The sequence below is a fragment of the Streptomyces sp. R21 genome (assembly GCF_041051975.1).
Classification (GTDB): Bacteria; Actinomycetota; Actinomycetes; order Streptomycetales; family Streptomycetaceae; genus Streptomyces.
Map to the genome: position 1 here is coordinate 5,211,528 of NZ_CP163435.1, position 15,563 is coordinate 5,227,090.

The 15,563-nt window shown below is 70.6% G+C and carries 13 protein-coding genes; 5 read left to right on the plus strand and 8 right to left on the minus strand.

What is annotated here, in order from left to right; all coding sequences use genetic code 11:
* Positions 1-3 precede the first annotated feature (3 nt).
* A complete protein-coding gene (locus AB5J56_RS23180; protein ID WP_369234684.1) occupies positions 4-843 on the plus strand; it encodes a triphosphoribosyl-dephospho-CoA synthase in 840 nt (279 codons plus the stop codon).
* Here AB5J56_RS23180 and AB5J56_RS23185 read toward each other — a convergent pair.
* From AB5J56_RS23185 to AB5J56_RS23200, 4 genes are all read right to left on the minus strand, one after another.
* Positions 818-2,104, minus strand: a complete 1,287-nt coding sequence (locus AB5J56_RS23185; RefSeq protein ID WP_369234685.1) for an MFS transporter — start codon at positions 2,102-2,104, stop codon at positions 818-820. The two genes, AB5J56_RS23180 and AB5J56_RS23185, sit on opposite strands and share 26 nt — an antisense overlap.
* A 67-nt stretch (positions 2,105-2,171) precedes the next feature.
* Complete coding sequence (locus AB5J56_RS23190) at positions 2,172-3,566, minus strand: PLP-dependent aminotransferase family protein (protein ID WP_369234686.1); 1,395 nt, start codon at positions 3,564-3,566, stop codon at positions 2,172-2,174.
* A gap of 156 nt (positions 3,567-3,722) precedes the next feature.
* Positions 3,723-5,210, minus strand: a complete 1,488-nt coding sequence (locus tag AB5J56_RS23195; protein WP_369234687.1) for an aminopeptidase P family protein — start codon at positions 5,208-5,210, stop codon at positions 3,723-3,725.
* A gap of 98 nt (positions 5,211-5,308) precedes the next feature.
* Complete coding sequence (locus AB5J56_RS23200; protein ID WP_369234688.1) at positions 5,309-6,829, minus strand: PP2C family protein-serine/threonine phosphatase; 1,521 nt, start codon at positions 6,827-6,829, stop codon at positions 5,309-5,311.
* Between the two features lie 473 nt (positions 6,830-7,302).
* Here AB5J56_RS23200 and AB5J56_RS23205 point away from each other — a divergent pair, with 473 nt between their 5' ends.
* Both AB5J56_RS23205 and AB5J56_RS23210 read left to right on the plus strand, forming a co-directional pair.
* The gene (locus AB5J56_RS23205) at positions 7,303-7,968 is read left to right on the plus strand and encodes a bifunctional DNA primase/polymerase (RefSeq protein ID WP_369234689.1); all 666 of its coding nucleotides are present in this window, start codon (positions 7,303-7,305) and stop codon (positions 7,966-7,968) included.
* Between the two features lie 56 nt (positions 7,969-8,024).
* The gene (locus AB5J56_RS23210; RefSeq protein WP_369234690.1) at positions 8,025-8,744 is read left to right on the plus strand and encodes a hypothetical protein; all 720 of its coding nucleotides are present in this window, start codon (positions 8,025-8,027) and stop codon (positions 8,742-8,744) included.
* A 252-nt stretch (positions 8,745-8,996) separates the two neighbouring features.
* Here AB5J56_RS23210 and AB5J56_RS23215 read toward each other — a convergent pair whose 3' ends face one another.
* From AB5J56_RS23215 to AB5J56_RS23225, 3 genes are all read right to left on the minus strand, one after another.
* Positions 8,997-9,962, minus strand: coding sequence for a DUF5926 family protein (locus AB5J56_RS23215; RefSeq protein ID WP_369234691.1), 966 nt, complete (start codon positions 9,960-9,962; stop codon positions 8,997-8,999).
* A gap of 153 nt (positions 9,963-10,115) precedes the next feature.
* Positions 10,116-10,823, minus strand: coding sequence for an ATP-binding protein (locus AB5J56_RS23220; protein ID WP_369234692.1), 708 nt, complete (start codon positions 10,821-10,823; stop codon positions 10,116-10,118).
* A gap of 117 nt (positions 10,824-10,940) precedes the next feature.
* Positions 10,941-11,750 (minus strand): glycerophosphodiester phosphodiesterase, encoded by an 810-nt coding sequence (locus tag AB5J56_RS23225; RefSeq protein ID WP_369234693.1) that lies wholly within the window; start codon positions 11,748-11,750, stop codon positions 10,941-10,943.
* A gap of 257 nt (positions 11,751-12,007) precedes the next feature.
* On the opposite strand from AB5J56_RS23225, the gene AB5J56_RS23230 reads away from it, so the two are divergent.
* Entirely contained in the window at positions 12,008-13,546 is a 1,539-nt protein-coding gene (locus AB5J56_RS23230) for a S1C family serine protease (protein ID WP_369234694.1), read from the plus strand.
* Positions 13,547-13,855: 309 nt separating this feature from the next.
* On the opposite strand, the gene AB5J56_RS23235 is transcribed toward AB5J56_RS23230, so the two are convergent.
* On the minus strand, positions 13,856-14,134 hold the full coding sequence (locus AB5J56_RS23235) for a hypothetical protein (protein ID WP_369234695.1): 279 nt from the start codon (positions 14,132-14,134) through the stop codon (positions 13,856-13,858).
* A gap of 19 nt (positions 14,135-14,153) precedes the next feature.
* Here AB5J56_RS23235 and AB5J56_RS23240 point away from each other — a divergent pair, with 19 nt between their 5' ends.
* Positions 14,154-15,533, plus strand: a complete 1,380-nt coding sequence (locus AB5J56_RS23240) for a hypothetical protein (RefSeq protein ID WP_369234696.1) — start codon at positions 14,154-14,156, stop codon at positions 15,531-15,533.
* Positions 15,534-15,563: the final 30 nt, after the last annotated feature.

Sequence of the window (15,563 nt, forward strand, 5' to 3'; positions counted from 1 at the left end):
CCCATGAGCAGCCGCGAGGACGAGACGCTGGCGCAGGCCGCCGTGGCCGCGCTGACACGGCAGTTGGAGCTGGCCCCCAAGCCCGGACTGCCCGACCCGCGCGATCTCGGCGCCCGGGCCACCCGCCGGGACCACTGTTCCCTGCGCTGGTCGGCCAAGGCGCTGGCGCCCGGCCTCGCGGCCATGGCGGCCGCCGCCCGCCGTATCGGCGCGCCCACACCCCAGCTCCGTACGGAACTGGGCGCGATCGGCCGCTCCACCGAGCACTCGGTGGCCCTGGCGGGCGGCGGCCACCGCGGGGCCCTGTGGGCGCTCGGGTTCCTCGTCGCGGCGGCGGCCCTGGACCCCCGCGCCGCCGGGACCGACGTGACCGCGACCGCCAAGCGCATCGCGGCGCATCCCGACCGGCGCGCGCCACGGCGGCCCTCTCGGGGGTCGTCCGTGTCGGCGCAGTACGGCGCGGCGGGCGCGCGAGGAGAAGCGCGCGCCGGTTTCCCGCACGTGCGCCGAGCGCTGGCCGCGCTCACCACGGCGCGCGCTGCGGGCGCGGCCGAACCGGAGGCCGGGCTCGACGCCCTCCTCACCGTCATGTCCACCCTCCAGGACACGGAGTTGCTGTACACAGCGGGGCCTCTCGGCCTGCGCCACGTCCAGGCGGGCGCCCGCACCGTCCTGGAGGAGGGCGGCAGCGCCACGGAGTCGGGCCGCGCGGCCCTCACCGCCTTCGACGAAGACCTGCACACGCGCGCGTGGAGCCCCCGCGGCAGCGGAGCGCTGCTCGCGGGGGCCCTGTTCGTGGACGCTCTGCCGGTGGTGGTCAGCACACCGGCGCGGGCTGCGTGACGACGGCGCTCGCGCTGTCGCAGACCCGGCGGCCGGCGGCCCACCGCGTCGCCGGTCCCATCGCGTACGACGCCGCCAGCATGAGCCCGCCCAGCAGCAGCCACCCGGCCGTGCCCCAGCTGACCAGCAGGGCCGTCAGGACCAGCGGGCCCATCGTGCGGGCCACGGTGACTCCGGTGCCGAAGAAGCCCTGGTACTCGCCCATGCGGTCGGCCGGCGCGAGGTCGAAGCCCAGCTGCCAGGAACCCGCCGACTGGAGCATCTCGGCGACGACCTGGAGCACCGCGCCCGCCACCAGGATCCCGGCCGCCGTCCACGGCGAGACACCGGACGACAGGGCGAACACCGCGCACGACGCCAGCATGACGAGCCCTGAGCGGCGGATCGCGCGGGTGGCGGTCGCGAGGCCCGTGATCCCGCGGGCCATCCGCACCTGGAAGACCATCACCGCACCGGTGTTGAGCACGAACAGGGCCGAGACCAGCCAGGCCGGCGCGGCCGTCCGTTCGGTGATCCACAGCGGGATGCCGAGGCTCAGCAGCGGCATCCGCAGCAGCAGCACGGTGTTGAGGAATGTGACGGCGACGTACGGGCGGTCGCGCAGCACGCCGCGCTCCCGGGCGACGGCTTCCCGGCTGGCCGGGGCGGGGGTCACGGACGGCAGCCGCAGCAGCACCGCCGCGCAGACCAGGAAACTCACCGCGTCCAGCGCGAACACCCCGAGGTAGGCGGCCCGCGTCCCCGCGTGCAGCGCGAGTCCGCCGAGGCCCGCGCCCACCGCCAGACCGGCGTTGAGCGTCGACTGGAGGTGCGCGAGCAGCCCGGTCCGCTGCCCGGCGGGGATCAGCCCGGCGAGCAACGCCTGCCGCGCCGCGGCGAGCCCGGACTGCGCCGACGCGTACGCGCACGCCGCGAGCACGAAGGGGACGAATCCGCGGACGACCAGGAAGGACGCCACCGCAGCCCCGGTCGCCAGCGCCAGCAGCACCGCCGTGCCGCGCGGCCCGCGCCGGTCGGCCAGCCGCCCCAGCGGCACGCCCACCACGGAGCCCACGGCCCAGGCGACGGTCAGGCCGAGCCCCACGCGCGCGGGGGCCAGCCCGACCACGTGGGTGAAGTACAGCGCGGAGGTCACGTAATAGGCCCCGTCCCCCACGGAGTTGGCCAGTTGCGCCCCCGCCAGGACCCGCTGCGGCCCGGCGGGCGGAACAAGGCGACCCGTCTCGGCGGTGCCTGCGACTCGTGCGACGCGATTCGTCATGCCTACGACACTAGGGCCGGGATGGACCCCTCAACAGCACCAATTGGCGTGCCATTTTATGGCCCAATTACTCCCCGCGATCCCTGTGGAGGCCCCCGTCCAACACCCGTCCCAACGCCTCCAGTGCCTCCGGATAGACCCGCTCCCGGGGCGTCCCGTACCCGACGACCAGACCCTGTGGACGGTCGAGCGAGCCGCCCGGTGCGTGCCAGTGGTCGCCGAGGCGGCCGACCGCGAGGCCTTCCTCCTCGGCCAGGGCCAGGGCCTCGGCCTCGTCGGGTACGTCGACCAGGGCGTGCAGGCCCGCCGCGATGCCCTGGACGCGGCGGCGCGTGCCCAGGCGGCCCAGGAGCTGGTCGCGGCGCCGGCGGTAGCGCAGGCGACAGGCACGGACGTGGCGGTCGTAGGCGTGGCTGTTGATCAGCTCGGCCAGCGCCAACTGGCCGATGGACTCGGTGTGGTGGTCGCTGTGCAGCTTCGCGTCGGCGACCGCGTCGACGAGGTGTGGCGGCAGCACCATCCAGCCGAGCCGCAGTGCGGGCCCGAGCGTCTTGGAGGCGGTGCCCAGGTACACGACGTGCCCCGGCGCCATGCCCTGGAGGGCGCCGACGGGCTGGCGGTCGTAGCGGAACTCCCCGTCGTAGTCGTCCTCGACGATCAGCCCCCCGCGCGCGCGTGCCCAGTCGGTGAGCGCCCGCCGCCGCTCGGGGTGCAGTGTGACTCCGGTCGGGTACTGGTGGGCGGGCGTGACGACTACCGCGGCCTCCTCGCCCAACCCGTCGGCGCGGGCGCCCCGTTCGTCGACCGGTACCGGCGCCACGGTGCCCCCGTTGTGCCGCACCACCTCCCGGTGGAACGGCAGCCCGGGGTCCTCCATGGCGATCACTCCGCCGTCCAGCACACGCGTGAGGAGCGCGAGCCCCTGCACGTACCCCGAAGTGATCACGATGTGCTCGGGCGGTGCGATGACCCCGCGCGCCCGCCCCAGGTAGCCCGAGAGCGCGGTCCGCAGTTCGATCCGGCCGCGCGGGTCTCCGTAGTCGTACGCCAGGGAGGGCGCCGTCGCGATCGCGCGGCGCAGCGCGCGCAGCCAGGCGGCCGCCGGGAACGCGCCGACGTCCGGGCTGCCGGGCCGCAGGTCGAAACGGGGTGCACGCGCGCGTGCACCCCCGCCCGGCGCCGTCGGCGAGGCGGCGGGCAGCAGCGCGACCTCGGTGCCCGAACCCTGGCGCGCTGTCAGATACCCCTCGGCGACCAGTTGGTCGTACGCCGCCTTCGCCGTGCCCCGGGAGATGCCCAGCTCGGCCGCGAGCCGCCGGGTCGCGGGCAGTCGCGTGCCCGGAGCGAGCCGCCCGTCGCGCACCGCGTCCCGCAGTGCCCGCTCCAGCCCCGCCCTGCGTCCCGCCGCCGCATCCGGCTCCAGATGCAGATCCACCCCGACACCGGACCAGAAGCCGTCCACGAAAAAGCCGCCCCCCTAGGCACCGCACCCGAAAGGCACCTCTACAGGCACCCCAAAAACCCGGGAAGCCACCGCGGCCCCCGGGCACACCAATGGCCGGGTACCCGTGAGGACACCCGGCCATCAGTCTCGTATCAGCCCTCGAAGGGCACTATGTCAGCCCTTCAGGGCGGCCATCCATGCTTCGACCTCGTCCCAGCGGCGGGGCAGCCCGTCCGACAGGTTCCGGTTGCCGTCCGCTGTGACCAGGATGTCGTCCTCGATGCGGACGCCGATGCCGCGGTACTCCTCGGGCACCGTCAGGTCGTCCGCCTGGAAGTACAGGCCCGGCTCGACCGTGAGGACCACGCCCGGCTCCAGCGTGCCGTTGACGTAGTGCTCCGTGCGTGCGGCCGCGCAGTCGTGGACGTCCATGCCGAGCATGTGCCCGGTGCCGTGCAGCGTCCAGCGGCGCTGCAGACCGAGCTCCAGGACACGCTCGACCGTGCCCTCCACCAGCCCCCACTCGACGAGCTTCTCGGCGAGCACGCGCTGCGAGGCGTCATGGAAGTCGCGGTAGGCGGCGCCCGGCTTCACGGCGGCGATACCGGCCTCCTGGGCCTCGTACACGGCGTCGTAGATCTTCTTCTGGATCTCGGAGAAGCGGCCGTTGATCGGCAGCGTGCGGGTGACGTCGGCCGTGTAGTACGTGTGCGTCTCCACGCCCGCGTCCAGCAGGAGCAGGTCCCCGGAGCGCACCGGGCCGTCGTTGCGCACCCAGTGCAGGGTGCAGGCGTGCGGCCCGGCGGCGCAGATCGAGCCGTAGCCGATGTCGTTGCCCTCGACCCGCGCGCGCAGGAAGAAGGTGCCCTCGATGTAGCGCTCGGAGGTGGCCTCCGCCTTGTCGAGGACCTTCACGACGTCCTCGAAGCCGCGCACCGTCGAGTCGACGGCCTTCTGCAGCTCGCCGATCTCGAAGTCGTCCTTGATCAGCCGTGCCTCGGAGAGGAAGACCCGCAGCTCCTCGTCGCGCTCGGCGGTCACCTTGTCGGTGAGCGCGGCCTCGATGCCGGCGTCGTAGCCGCGCACGGCACGGACCGGACCGGTGGCCTCCTTCAGCTTCCCCGCCAGCTCCCGCACGTCCGAGGCGGGGATGCCGTACAGCTGTTCGGCCTCGCCGAGTGAGTGGCGGCGGCCGACCCACAGCTCGCCCTGCCCGGAGAGCCAGAACTCGCCGTTCTCGCGGTCGGAACGCGGCAGCAGGTAGATCGTCGCGTCGTGACCGTCGTCCGTGGGTTCGAGGACGAGGACGCCGTCCTCGGTCTGGTTGCCCGTGAGGTACGCGTACTCGACCGACGCCCGGAAGGAGTACTCCGTGTCGTTCGAGCGGGTCTTCAGGTTGCCCGCGGGGACGACCAGGCGCTCGCCCGGGAAGCGCGCGGAGAGCGCGGCGCGGCGGCGCGCGGTGTGCTCGGCCTGCGCGATCGGCTCCAGACCGTGCAGCTCCGTGTCGGCCCAGCCGGACTTCATGTTCTCGGCCAGCTCGTCGGACACGCCCGGGTACAGGCCGTTCTTGCGCTGCTTGAGCGGCTCTTCTTCGCCCGCTTCGTCAGCGGTTTCGTCAAGGACAGCTTCCGGGGTCTCCGGATTGAGCTCGTCCGCCACGGTCATCCTCCTTGGTACGGCACTGGACCCCATCCATCGTACGGTCGTACGGAAGGGGGCCCAGGGCCGGAGGACCTGTTACACGAATTCGTCTGTCCTCACTCGAAGCGCGCCGCCAGCAGGACGACGTCCTCCTCGCCGCCCGCCTCGTCGAGACCGTCCGGCAGCACGGTGCGCAGCACGTGGTCGGCGATCGCGTCCGGGTCGTCGCGCAGCGCCCTGGGGACGCTCGCCGCCGCCGCGTGCAGCCGGCTGAAGGCGCGGTCCATGGGGTCGCCGGTGCGGTGCAGCAGGCCGTCCGTGTAGAGCAGCACCGTTTCGCCGGGCTCCGCGAGCAGCTCGACGCTGGGCGCCTCCCAGCAGGCCAGCATGCCCAGCGGCGCCGACACCGAGGTCTCCACGAACTCCGTGCGCCGCTCGCCGATCACCAGCGGCGGGCTGTGTCCGGCACCGGCCAGGGTGATCTTGCGCAGGGCGGGCTCGCAGTAGGCGAAGAGCGCGGTCGCGGACCGGGCGGGCTCGGTCAGCCGGAGCAGCAGCTCCAGGTCGGACAGGACAGCGACGGGGTCCTCGCCCTCCATCACGGCGTACGCCCGCAGGGAGGCTCTGAGTCGTCCCATCGCGGCGATCGCGCTGGGGCCCGCCCCGGTGACCGAGCCGACCGCGAGGCCGAGCGCGGCGTCGGGCAGCGGCAGCGCGTCGTACCAGTCGCCGCCGCCGCGCGGACCCGTGCGGTGCCGGGCGGCGAGCTGGACGCCGGAGACCCGGGGCAGCCGCGGGGGCAGCAGCTCCTCGGTGATGGTCGCCATGCACGCGCGCGTGCGCTCCAGTTCCACCAGCCGCGCCAGATGCTCGGTCGCGTAGCGGGCGTAGAGGCCGATGAGGTGGCGCTGACGCTCGACCGGTTCGGCGGGCTCGTCGTAGAGCCATACGGCCGCACCGAGGCGGCCCGCCGCCTGTGTGGACAGCGGGAGCGCGTAGCTCGCGGCGTAACCGAGCCGGGCGGCCACCTCGCGGTGGCGGGGGTCGAGCCCGTCCTCGGCGAACAGGTCGGGCTGGGCGATCTCGGCGTCGCCGCCGGGCAGCCCGGCCGGTGTGTCCAGGAGCTTTCCGTACGACATGGAGCTGCGCGGCACGGTCTCGATGTGACCGAGGTCGGCCCGGCCCAGGCCCAGGCCGATGGTGGTGTCCGGACCGAGCCCGTCGGCCGGCTCCAGGACGATGAGACCGCGCCGGGCGCCCACCAGGGCGGCTCCGGCACGCAGCAGTTCCTGGAGTGCGTCGTCCAGTGCTGCCGTGCGCGCGAGGCGTTCGGTGAGTTCGTGGAGCGTGGTCAGGTCGGAGACCCAGCCCGCCAGACGATCTTGGAGAACGGCGCCTGGGCCGATGGAGGAGGTGGCCGAAGGGATACCAGTGACGGATGACGTCGGCGCGACAGTGTGTGCGGGCGCGGGAACCGTTGAATCGATTCCGGCCACTTTCGGGAGGTGAGGGGCGTTCATGGCGTCCGGCCTTCCGACCGGTGCGTATTGCTCAATAGCATCGCAAACCCCCATGTCGTTCTGCGCCGCTAGCGGTGGCTCCACATGTACACGCACTCGTGAGGGGATGTCCAGCATTGTCCTGCTGGGATTCCTGGTGTCCACGGGCCGGTTGCGGAAAAGCAAAGTTGGCTTAAAACTGACTCGGGTAACGGCTTATTGCGGTCGACTGGCCTTGCTCGACGGAGCGTCACAGCGGTCGTGGTGGGTACGTACTCGGTGAAGGCCAGGGGTGGTTGAGATCCACCCGGGAACCTGGCGACGGACCCGGGCGTCTTAACCACCGACGACCGTGCCCCATCCTCCCGTGGCGGAGGCGGAGAGAAATACGCGGGACGCGAAACGCCAGACTCCGCCACCCCACGCCATGCCCATGCTTTTGCCAGACGCGGTATGGATCCGGACGCAGCCAAACGCTCGGCCCATAGGGGTTCCCCTTGTCTCCAGCAGGGGTGTGATGCGCCAGTAGGTACGCACAGTGAAGTGATCGACACATGGTGTGATGTGGTCCACAGTGTTGCCAGGCGTGCAACGGAAAGGAACGAGCGCTCATGCGCGAGATCCTCGGAAGGCGACGCAGGCTCCTGTCCAGGCGAAACAACGGGAGGCCTGAGATGCTCAGCGCGGCCCTGACCTTCGCGGCCGAATGGCAGTGGCCCGTACTGCCGGGAGTGGCACCCGATCCGCAGGGGCGCGGCCGCTGCGGCTGCCCCGACCCGGAATGCACGGTGCCCGGCGCTCACCCCTTCGACCCCGGCCTCCTCGCCGCGACCACCGACGAGCGCATGGTGCGCTGGTGGTGGACGAACCGGCCGACGGCACCGATCGTGCTGGCCACCGGAGGCAAGGCTCCCTGCGCGGTGAGCCTGCCCGCCCTCGCGGCGGCCCGCGCGCTCGTCGCGCTCGACCACCAGGGCATGCGGCTGGGCCCCGTCGTCGCGACCCCCACGCGCTGGGCCCTGCTCGTGGCGCCGTACTCGATGGAGCAACTGGGCGAGCTGCTCTACGCTCAGGACTTCGTCCCCGGCTCCCTGCGCTTCCACGGAGAGGGCGGCTACATCGCGCTGCCGCCCTCCGAGACGGGCCAGGGCCAGATCCGCTGGGAGCGGGCTCCGCTGCCCGGCTCGGCCGCGCCCTGGGTGCCCGATGTGGAGGCCGTGGTGGACACCGTGGTCGAAGCCCTCACTCGTACGGGTGTGAGCGCGCCCGAGTTGTAGGGATGTCGGGCGCGCGGTGAACCGGGCGCCCGCCCTGCGTGGCTATCTTCCCTTTCATGAACCTACGTCTGCTCGCGCTCGCGGGCGTCGTGGCGGCCACGGTCGCACTGCCCCTGGCCGTGGCGTCCGCGGGGCCCGTGAGCGACGGGGTCCCCGGAGCCGTACGCCTGCGCGCCGGCGATCTGTTCGCCGGCGGGCGCGTCGGCGACTCACGTGCCAATGATTCGCGGGCCGACGGCAAGAGCGGTGCCGGCGCTTCCGGGCGGCGTAGCGATGACGCGGGCCGTAGCGATGACGCGCGTACCGATGGCGCGCGTTCCGGTGGCGCGCGTTCCGGTGGCGCGAGCCGCGCCGACGGCGAAGAGCGGGCGTCCGAGTCGAGGCGGTCCTCCCCGCTGCTCGGCCTCGGTCTCGCCACCGCGGCCAACTGCGGGCCCGAACTCTCCTCCCCCGACGGCCTCGAAGCGCAGACCTGTGTCCTGACGCAGGGGCAGGACACCTGGGCGCGCACCTACTACCGCAACGCGTCGGGCGAGGAGCTGAGTTCCGTACTGAGCCTGATGAAGCCCGACGGGCGCACCCTGCAGATGCGCTGCGCCGTGGGCGCGGAGGACGAGCCGGGGGCGTGCGAAACGCCCAGGGAGCGCACCACGGGGGACGCGGGGGCGTACACGGCGGTCGCGGAGTTCGCGAAGAGCGCTGGGAGCGGACCACTGCTGCTGCGCTCCGGGAGCAGTACGAGCGACGCGGGCAACGCGAGCGACTCGCACAACTAGGCTGATCGGAGCGCTGGTTGACGCCGGACGGGCGGCAGGCGCGGGCCGGACATGCGAAGACCCGGTTGCTGGCGACGGGGGATGCACCAGCAACCGGGCTACTCGAACGGTAACAAGAGATCGGCGGTTCGCAAATTCGATCTCGGCTATTCGGACACGGATTTACCTGTCACAACGGGGAGTTGTGACAGGAGTCACCCGTTTGTGAGGTCCTGACGAGCTGACCGGTCGGTCAGTTCGCTCGGCTGTGCGTCAGCTGAGAGTCACCTGTCGGTTGGTGAGGCCGCCGCGCGCCCGGCGCTCGTCCGCGGTCAGCGGCGCGTCCGTGGCCAGAGCGGTCGCGAGGCGCTCGGCGAACTCGGCCGCCGGCTTCTCGATGTCCTCCGCCGAGACCCCTGTCGGCAGGTCCCAGACCGGCACCGTGAGCCCGTGCGCACGGAAGGAACCGACCAGTCGGGTGCCCTCGCCGAGGCTTGATCCACCGGCTGCGTGCAGCCGAGCGAGAGCGTCCAGAAGCTGCTCCTCGGGGTGCGGCATGACCCAGCGCAGATGGTTCTTGTCGGGCGTCTCGCACCAGTACGCGGCGTCGACACCGGTCAGCTTGACGGTCGGGATGGCCGCGGCGTTGGCCCGCTCCAGGGAGGCGGTCACCTCGGTCGTCGCGTTCTCCGAGTCCGGGACCCAGAATTCGAAGCCCGAGTGCACAACTGGCTCGAACACGCCTTCGGGGTCGAGCAGATCCTGCAGTCGCGGACCGTCGGCCGGTGCGCGCCGGCCCTCGACCGGCGTACCCGGCTTCGCGGTGAGCGCGCGCTGGAGGGTGTCCGCCAGATCGCGGCTGATGTCGCCGGAGGGCGTGTCGTTCTGCAGGCCGATCAGCACCGAGCCGTCGTCGCGGCGCAGCGCGGGCCACGCCATCGGCAGGACGGTGGCGAGCGTGACCGAGGGGACTCCCTCGGGGAGGCTCTCCTTGAGGTTCAGCTCGACGGTCGCGGCGGGCACCAGCTCGCGCAGCGCGATCCAGTCGCCCTCGCCGGGCAGCCCCTCGAAGGGGCGCTGCACCAATTCGGTCACCGCGTGTGCGGCGGCGCGGCCGTGACAGGCCTTGTAACGGCGGCCGCTGCCGCAGGGGCAGGGCTCGCGAGCGCCTACGACCGGGATCTCCCCGTCCTTCAGCTGAGGCCGCTGGGCCTTCGTCTGGGGTCGCTTCTTGGCCATCGTGGGTGTCTCCCGATCAGGGCTCGTCTCGTACGAGCGCGAGCCTAGCCGTTCGTACGACGGCCGACGGGACCCTGTGGACAACGCACCGGGTCGTCCCCTTCGCCGTCCTCTTCCTCGTCGCCACGGTCGCCCCCTTCGGGCAGGGCCCGCTCAGTCCAGGCCGGGTATCGCCGTGCTCGGCCGCAGCGACTGCCGTCGTACGGCCGAGACCGACGACCCGGACGAGGCCGGGGACGGTGAGGATGAGGCCTGGGACGGTGAATTCGACGATGACGAGGAGGGCGACGGCGACATGACGCGCGTAGCGAAGTCGTCGGCGCGGTGCGCCGCGTTCACGTTGTCCTGCACGACCACCCACACCGTGACCTCGCCGTGGGCGTCGTCCCTTACGCCCCAGTCCTTGGCCAGTGCCGTGATGATGTTCAGCCCGCGGCCACCGTGTGCGGTGACCGAGGGCGTGGCCGGAACCGGGCGGGTCGGACCACCGCCGTCCGTCACTTCGAGGGTGAGTTTTCCGGACGGATCCATGCGCCACGCGGCGCGGACGTCACCGTCACCGGCCAGGGCGTCGCCGAGCGGCCTGCCGTGTCGGCACGCGTTGCTCAGCAGTTCGGAAAGGATCAGTACGGCATCGTCGATGACCGCTTCCGACACTCCACCGGAGCGCAGCTGATCCCGCATCCGGTGTCTTGCTTTCCCCACGCCCGCAGGGCCATGGGGTACGGCCATGCTCGACGACGCGGGCACCTCCTGTGCCACCACCAACGCCACCCCCGAGACCTCCTTTGCCCCACGCCACGGTGTGGATGCCCCTTTGGACTGGACCGGAAACCGGCCAATCCATGTGTGCTGACGCACTCGTAACGATCGAATACGGAACGAACGCGCCGGTGCACTCCCTGTAACTGGGTGGCTGGAATTCGACGGTGCGGGCGAGGCGGTGTCGGGTGTGGACGAGGTGATGGCCGACGCGGGTCAGCGGCCCAGTTGTCGCAGCACCGCGCGCGGGCGGTTGGTGATGATGGCGTCGACGCCCAGCTCAACGCAGAGATCGACGTCCTCGGGCTCGTTCACCGTCCAGACGTGCACCTGGTGCCCGGCGCGCTTGAGGCGCTCGATGTACCCGGGGTTGCTCCGCACGATCCGCATCGAGGGGCCCGCGATCCGGACACCGGCGGGCAGCCGTCCGTCCCGCAGCCGGGGCGAGACGAACTGCAGCAGATAGACCGTGGGCAAGGTCGGGGAGGCGGCCCGGATGCGGTGCAGTGAGCGCGCCGAGAAGCTCATGACACGTACCGGCGACTCGGCGGCGGAGTCCGGGGCGTCCAGACCGAAGCGCTTCAGGAGGTGCAGCAGCCGCTCCTCGACCTGGCCCGCCCAGCGCGTGGGGTGCTTTGTCTCGATCGCCATCTCCACGCGACGCCCCGCGTCGGCGACGAGTTCGAGCAGCCGCTCCAGGGTCAGTACGGAGGTGTCCTCGCGGTCGCCCGGCCCGTACTCCCAGTCGGGGGCCTCGTCGCGGTTCCTCCAGGCACTGAAGTCCAGCGCCGCGAGGTCGGCGAGTTCGAGGGCGGAGACCGCTCCGCGGCCGTTCGACGTGCGGTTGACGCGGCGGTCGTGGACGCATACGAGGTGGCCGTCCGCGGTCAGCCGTACATCGCACTCGAGGGCGTCGGCACCGTCCTCGATCGCCTTCTTGTACGCGGCCAGCGTGTGCTCGGGGGCCTCTTCGGAGGCTCCGCGGTGGGCGACGACCTGAATCGGGTGCTGTCGTGCGTGGGTCACCGCGTCATGGTGCCACCGCAAAGGGGTAGGCGTGGGGGCGGTGACGTCGGGAATGAGTCCGTTTCGTCGGACAGGCCCTATATAAAGGATCGCCTCGGACGCACAGCCACCGCTTATGGTGCTCTGACGGCCGGTGGGAAAAGCTGACGACGTACAAAAGCACATGCACAGCTGAATCGCGCCGGATCGCCGACAAGCGTGAATGAGCGTGACCGAGTGCGACCGAGAACAACAGCCGTGGATCGAGGAGAAGAGCTGTGAGCACCGAGAACGAGGGCACTGCAGTACCCCCGGCCCCGTCCGCACCTCCTGTGCCGGTGGACACTCCCGCTGCTTCCGCGCACACCGAGCGGCCCGCTCCGCCCGAGGGGAGCGCGCCGACGGCCCCGATCCCTGCGGTGCCTTCGAGCGCCCCCGGCGCGCCGGAGCAGCAGGCGGCTCCCGTGGGGCAGCCGGCGTACGCGTCCGTGGGGGCCGGACCGGGTTCCGAGGCGCAGGGGCAGGGCGGCCAGGGTTCGGAGGCGTACGGGCAGGGCTCCGGCGTACCGGCCTCCGCCGCGGAGGCGGGCTGGCCGCCTCCGCCGCCCGCCACTCCGTCGTACGCCGACGGGGGCGGGTCGGGGGCCGGCTGGGGCTCCTCCTACCAGCAGACGGCGCCCGCGCCGAAGTCCGGCGGTGGACGTGGCGGCCTGGTCGCCGCGGTCCTGATCGCCGCGCTGGTCGCGGGCGGCGTGGGTGGCGGCATCGGCTACTCACTGGCCGACCGGAACGACGACTCGTCCAACTCGACGACGGTCGCGGCCTCCGACAGCGGCGGCGACGTCAAGCGCGACGCGGGCACGGTGTCGGGCGTGGCCGCCAGCGCGCTGCCGAGCACGGTCACCATCGAGGCCGAGAGCAGCAGCGGAGAGGGCGGCACCGGTACCGGGTTCGTCTTCGACACGCAGGGCCACATCCTCACCAACAACCACGTCGTCGCGGACGCGGTCGACGGCGGCAAGCTGACGGCGACCTTCCCCAACGGCAAGAAGTACAACGCCGAGGTGGTGGGCCACGCGCAGGGTTACGACGTTGCGGTCATCAAGCTCAAGAACGCGCCGTCGGACCTGAAGCCCCTCGCGCTCGGCAACTCCGACAAGGTCGCCGTGGGTGACTCGACCATCGCGATCGGCGCACCGTTCGGTCTGTCCAACACGGTGACCACGGGCATCATCAGCGCCAAGAACCGCCCGGTGGCCTCCAGCGACGGCAGCTCCGGCAGCAAGGCCTCCTACATGAGCGCCCTGCAGACGGATGCCTCCATCAACCCCGGCAACTCGGGCGGCCCGCTCCTGGACGCCCACGGCTCGGTCATCGGCATCAACTCCGCGATCCAGTCCTCCAGCAGCGGCGGCCTGGGCGGCACCGGCCAGTCCGGCTCGATCGGCCTGGGCTTCGCGATCCCGATCAACCAGGCGAAGAACGTCGCCCAGCAGCTCATCAAGACGGGCAAGCCGGTCTACCCCGTCATCGGCGCGTCGGTCACCCTCGAAGAGGGCACGGACGGCGCGAAGATCACCGAGCAGGGCGCCGGCAGCTCGGCCGCGGTCGTCTCCGGCGGCCCCGCCGACAAGGCCGGCCTCAAGCCCGGCGACGTCATCACCAAGCTCGACGACATGCCGATCGACAGCGGCCCCACCCTCATCGGCGAGATCTGGACCCACCGCCCCGGCGACACGGTCAAGCTCACCTACACCCGCGACGGCAAGACCCACACCACCGACGTGACCCTCGGCCAGCGCGAGGGCGACAGCTGACCGGTTAGTCTTGTCCCCGCGCCGCCCACACTCGTGGGCAGCGCGGGGTGGGTTGCCCGAGCGGCCTAAGGGAACGGTCTTGAAAAACGTGAGGACGCGAGAGCGTCTCCGTGGGTTCGGATCGCGCCGACTCCGCAGGTCATAGACATGCTGGTCAGAAGGGGTGTCCCTCGATGAGGGGCGCCCCTTCTGTATTGGTCCTGTCTCACCTTGACCCAGCCCGGCACGTCGTGGATCAGCCTGAGTGGACCAGGCGTGGACCACTCGTCGATGGCAGCGGCACACTCGTTGCACCTCCAGAACGATCTGCTAGGCCACCTTGCCGCTGATGAGCCCCACGATCGCCCCGAAGCCCATCATGTAGGTCGTGGAGCATGCCTCAGCAGCGGCCTTTACTTGCTCGGAGTCGCCCCCGAACGCGGCCAGTAGCACATTCAAGATCAGCGCCAGGACCGTCAGTACGGCCACCGTCGAAAAGATCAGCTTGAAGCGGGGCGTCAGGTCGGACTTGCTCTCAGGTACGCGGGTGCTCTGCTGCTCGGGCTCGTACGATCGCGCCCGCTTGCGACTGGGGTTTTTGTTCTCCATGCCCTCGTATACTGCCCAGATGGGACATTGGTCGGAGGGCCTAGTCGACGAGGTCGCGAAGCGGATCGGTGGCAGCCTCGACCGTCAAGCCCTGAGGGACAAACTCTCCCAGGCCGGACGCGAGGTTGAGACCCTGTCGGGCCGTAGCTTCCAACCACTGCGCCGAGCGACCTCACTTATCGAGCCCAACGGCTTGCCTTTCGTGGACATCCCGGACCTGCAGGTCGGCTCGATGGAACCTGTGGAAGGAGCATGGGCGGTCCCTGACCCGGTGAACGGCCAAGTGGCGACCGTCATGCAGGTCCTACCCATGGCTAACCCTGTCCCGAGTGCGGCGCCCAAGGCTGACGGGCTCTGGATAGCTGGCCAACTCGTGGCCGGGGCGGCACAGACGGGGCGTTTGTCAGCGGACTACGTGCTCCACTGGCTGGGCACGTCCATGGACCACGAGCGGCGAATGGAAGTATTTCGCCGAGTAATGGACCCTGCCGTTCGATTTTATGTCCCAATCCTCGGGGTATCTGTAAACGGGTGGTGGATCCAAATCACCCGGCGTCTCATCTGGGTGACAAGCGAATCCGAGGATGACGGACAGCTTATTGAGCCACTGATGAACAATTCGACGGATGGCGGCGAGTTGACACCACTAGCCGCAGTAGAGGCCATCCTGATCGCGGCTCCAATGACACAACATCCCGCAGCTTGGGCATTCACCGCACGTATATGGCCCGAGCAGGTTCAGCAGCCCAACGATCGGCCATGGAACAAGCTTGCGGACGCCATCCACGGCTACGGAATGCCGACCATCACTGTCGACCCCATATCGACCCCTCACGAGATCGCGTGCCAAGTGGTCCTTAAGGGTTACTGGCACGGCTACATCAGCGGTGATGAGCCGGCGCTGGCGAACGCCGTTGCGATGGCGTACCCGCAGCAGGTCGACCGCATTAAGCGAGTAACCAGTGCCCCAAATAAGATTTCTGCAGCCGCAACGTTGCTCGAACAGCTGATCCGCCCCGGATTCGATCCAGCGCAGGGTGCAGAGGCGACCCGTCGGTACGTACGCCGGAAGGCAAACATCGCAGTAAAGGAGTACCGGAAGAGTGAGAAACCGGACCGGTACCCTTGGACGCAAGTCGGAATCACTGAACGCCGCTACTACAAACTCCTGCCACTGTTTGCGCAGAAGGTAAACGGTCGCTACGACTACGACTACGACGATGTGGTGGCGCGTATGAAAGCTCACCTGGATCGTGCAGATAAGGAACGAGCGGTGCGAGCAGCCGCCCTCGAAGTCCTCCGGTCTCATGGCTTCGGAGAGGATGCCGCACGCAAATGGCTACAGCGGCATCCTCCTGAGGAGGCTGTAAACGCGTGGCCGCGTGCTCGGCGCTCTTAGTTCTGCCCATGCGCACGAAAACCACAGCGA

Excerpts from the sequence above, each read along its gene's own strand:
- AB5J56_RS23180 (WP_369234684.1), top strand. The coding sequence starts at position 4 with ATGAGCAGCCGCGAGGACGAGACGCTGGCGCAGGCCGCCGTGGCCGCG.
- AB5J56_RS23185 (WP_369234685.1), bottom strand. The coding sequence starts at position 2,104 with ATGACGAATCGCGTCGCACGAGTCGCAGGCACCGCCGAGACGGGTCGC.
- AB5J56_RS23200 (WP_369234688.1), bottom strand. The coding sequence starts at position 6,829 with ATGCTGGACATCCCCTCACGAGTGCGTGTACATGTGGAGCCACCGCTA.
- AB5J56_RS23205 (WP_369234689.1), top strand. The coding sequence starts at position 7,303 with ATGCGCGAGATCCTCGGAAGGCGACGCAGGCTCCTGTCCAGGCGAAAC.
- AB5J56_RS23210 (WP_369234690.1), top strand. The coding sequence starts at position 8,025 with ATGAACCTACGTCTGCTCGCGCTCGCGGGCGTCGTGGCGGCCACGGTC.
- AB5J56_RS23215 (WP_369234691.1), bottom strand. The coding sequence starts at position 9,962 with ATGGCCAAGAAGCGACCCCAGACGAAGGCCCAGCGGCCTCAGCTGAAG.
- AB5J56_RS23235 (WP_369234695.1), bottom strand. The coding sequence starts at position 14,134 with ATGGAGAACAAAAACCCCAGTCGCAAGCGGGCGCGATCGTACGAGCCC.
- AB5J56_RS23240 (WP_369234696.1), top strand. The coding sequence starts at position 14,154 with ATGGGACATTGGTCGGAGGGCCTAGTCGACGAGGTCGCGAAGCGGATC.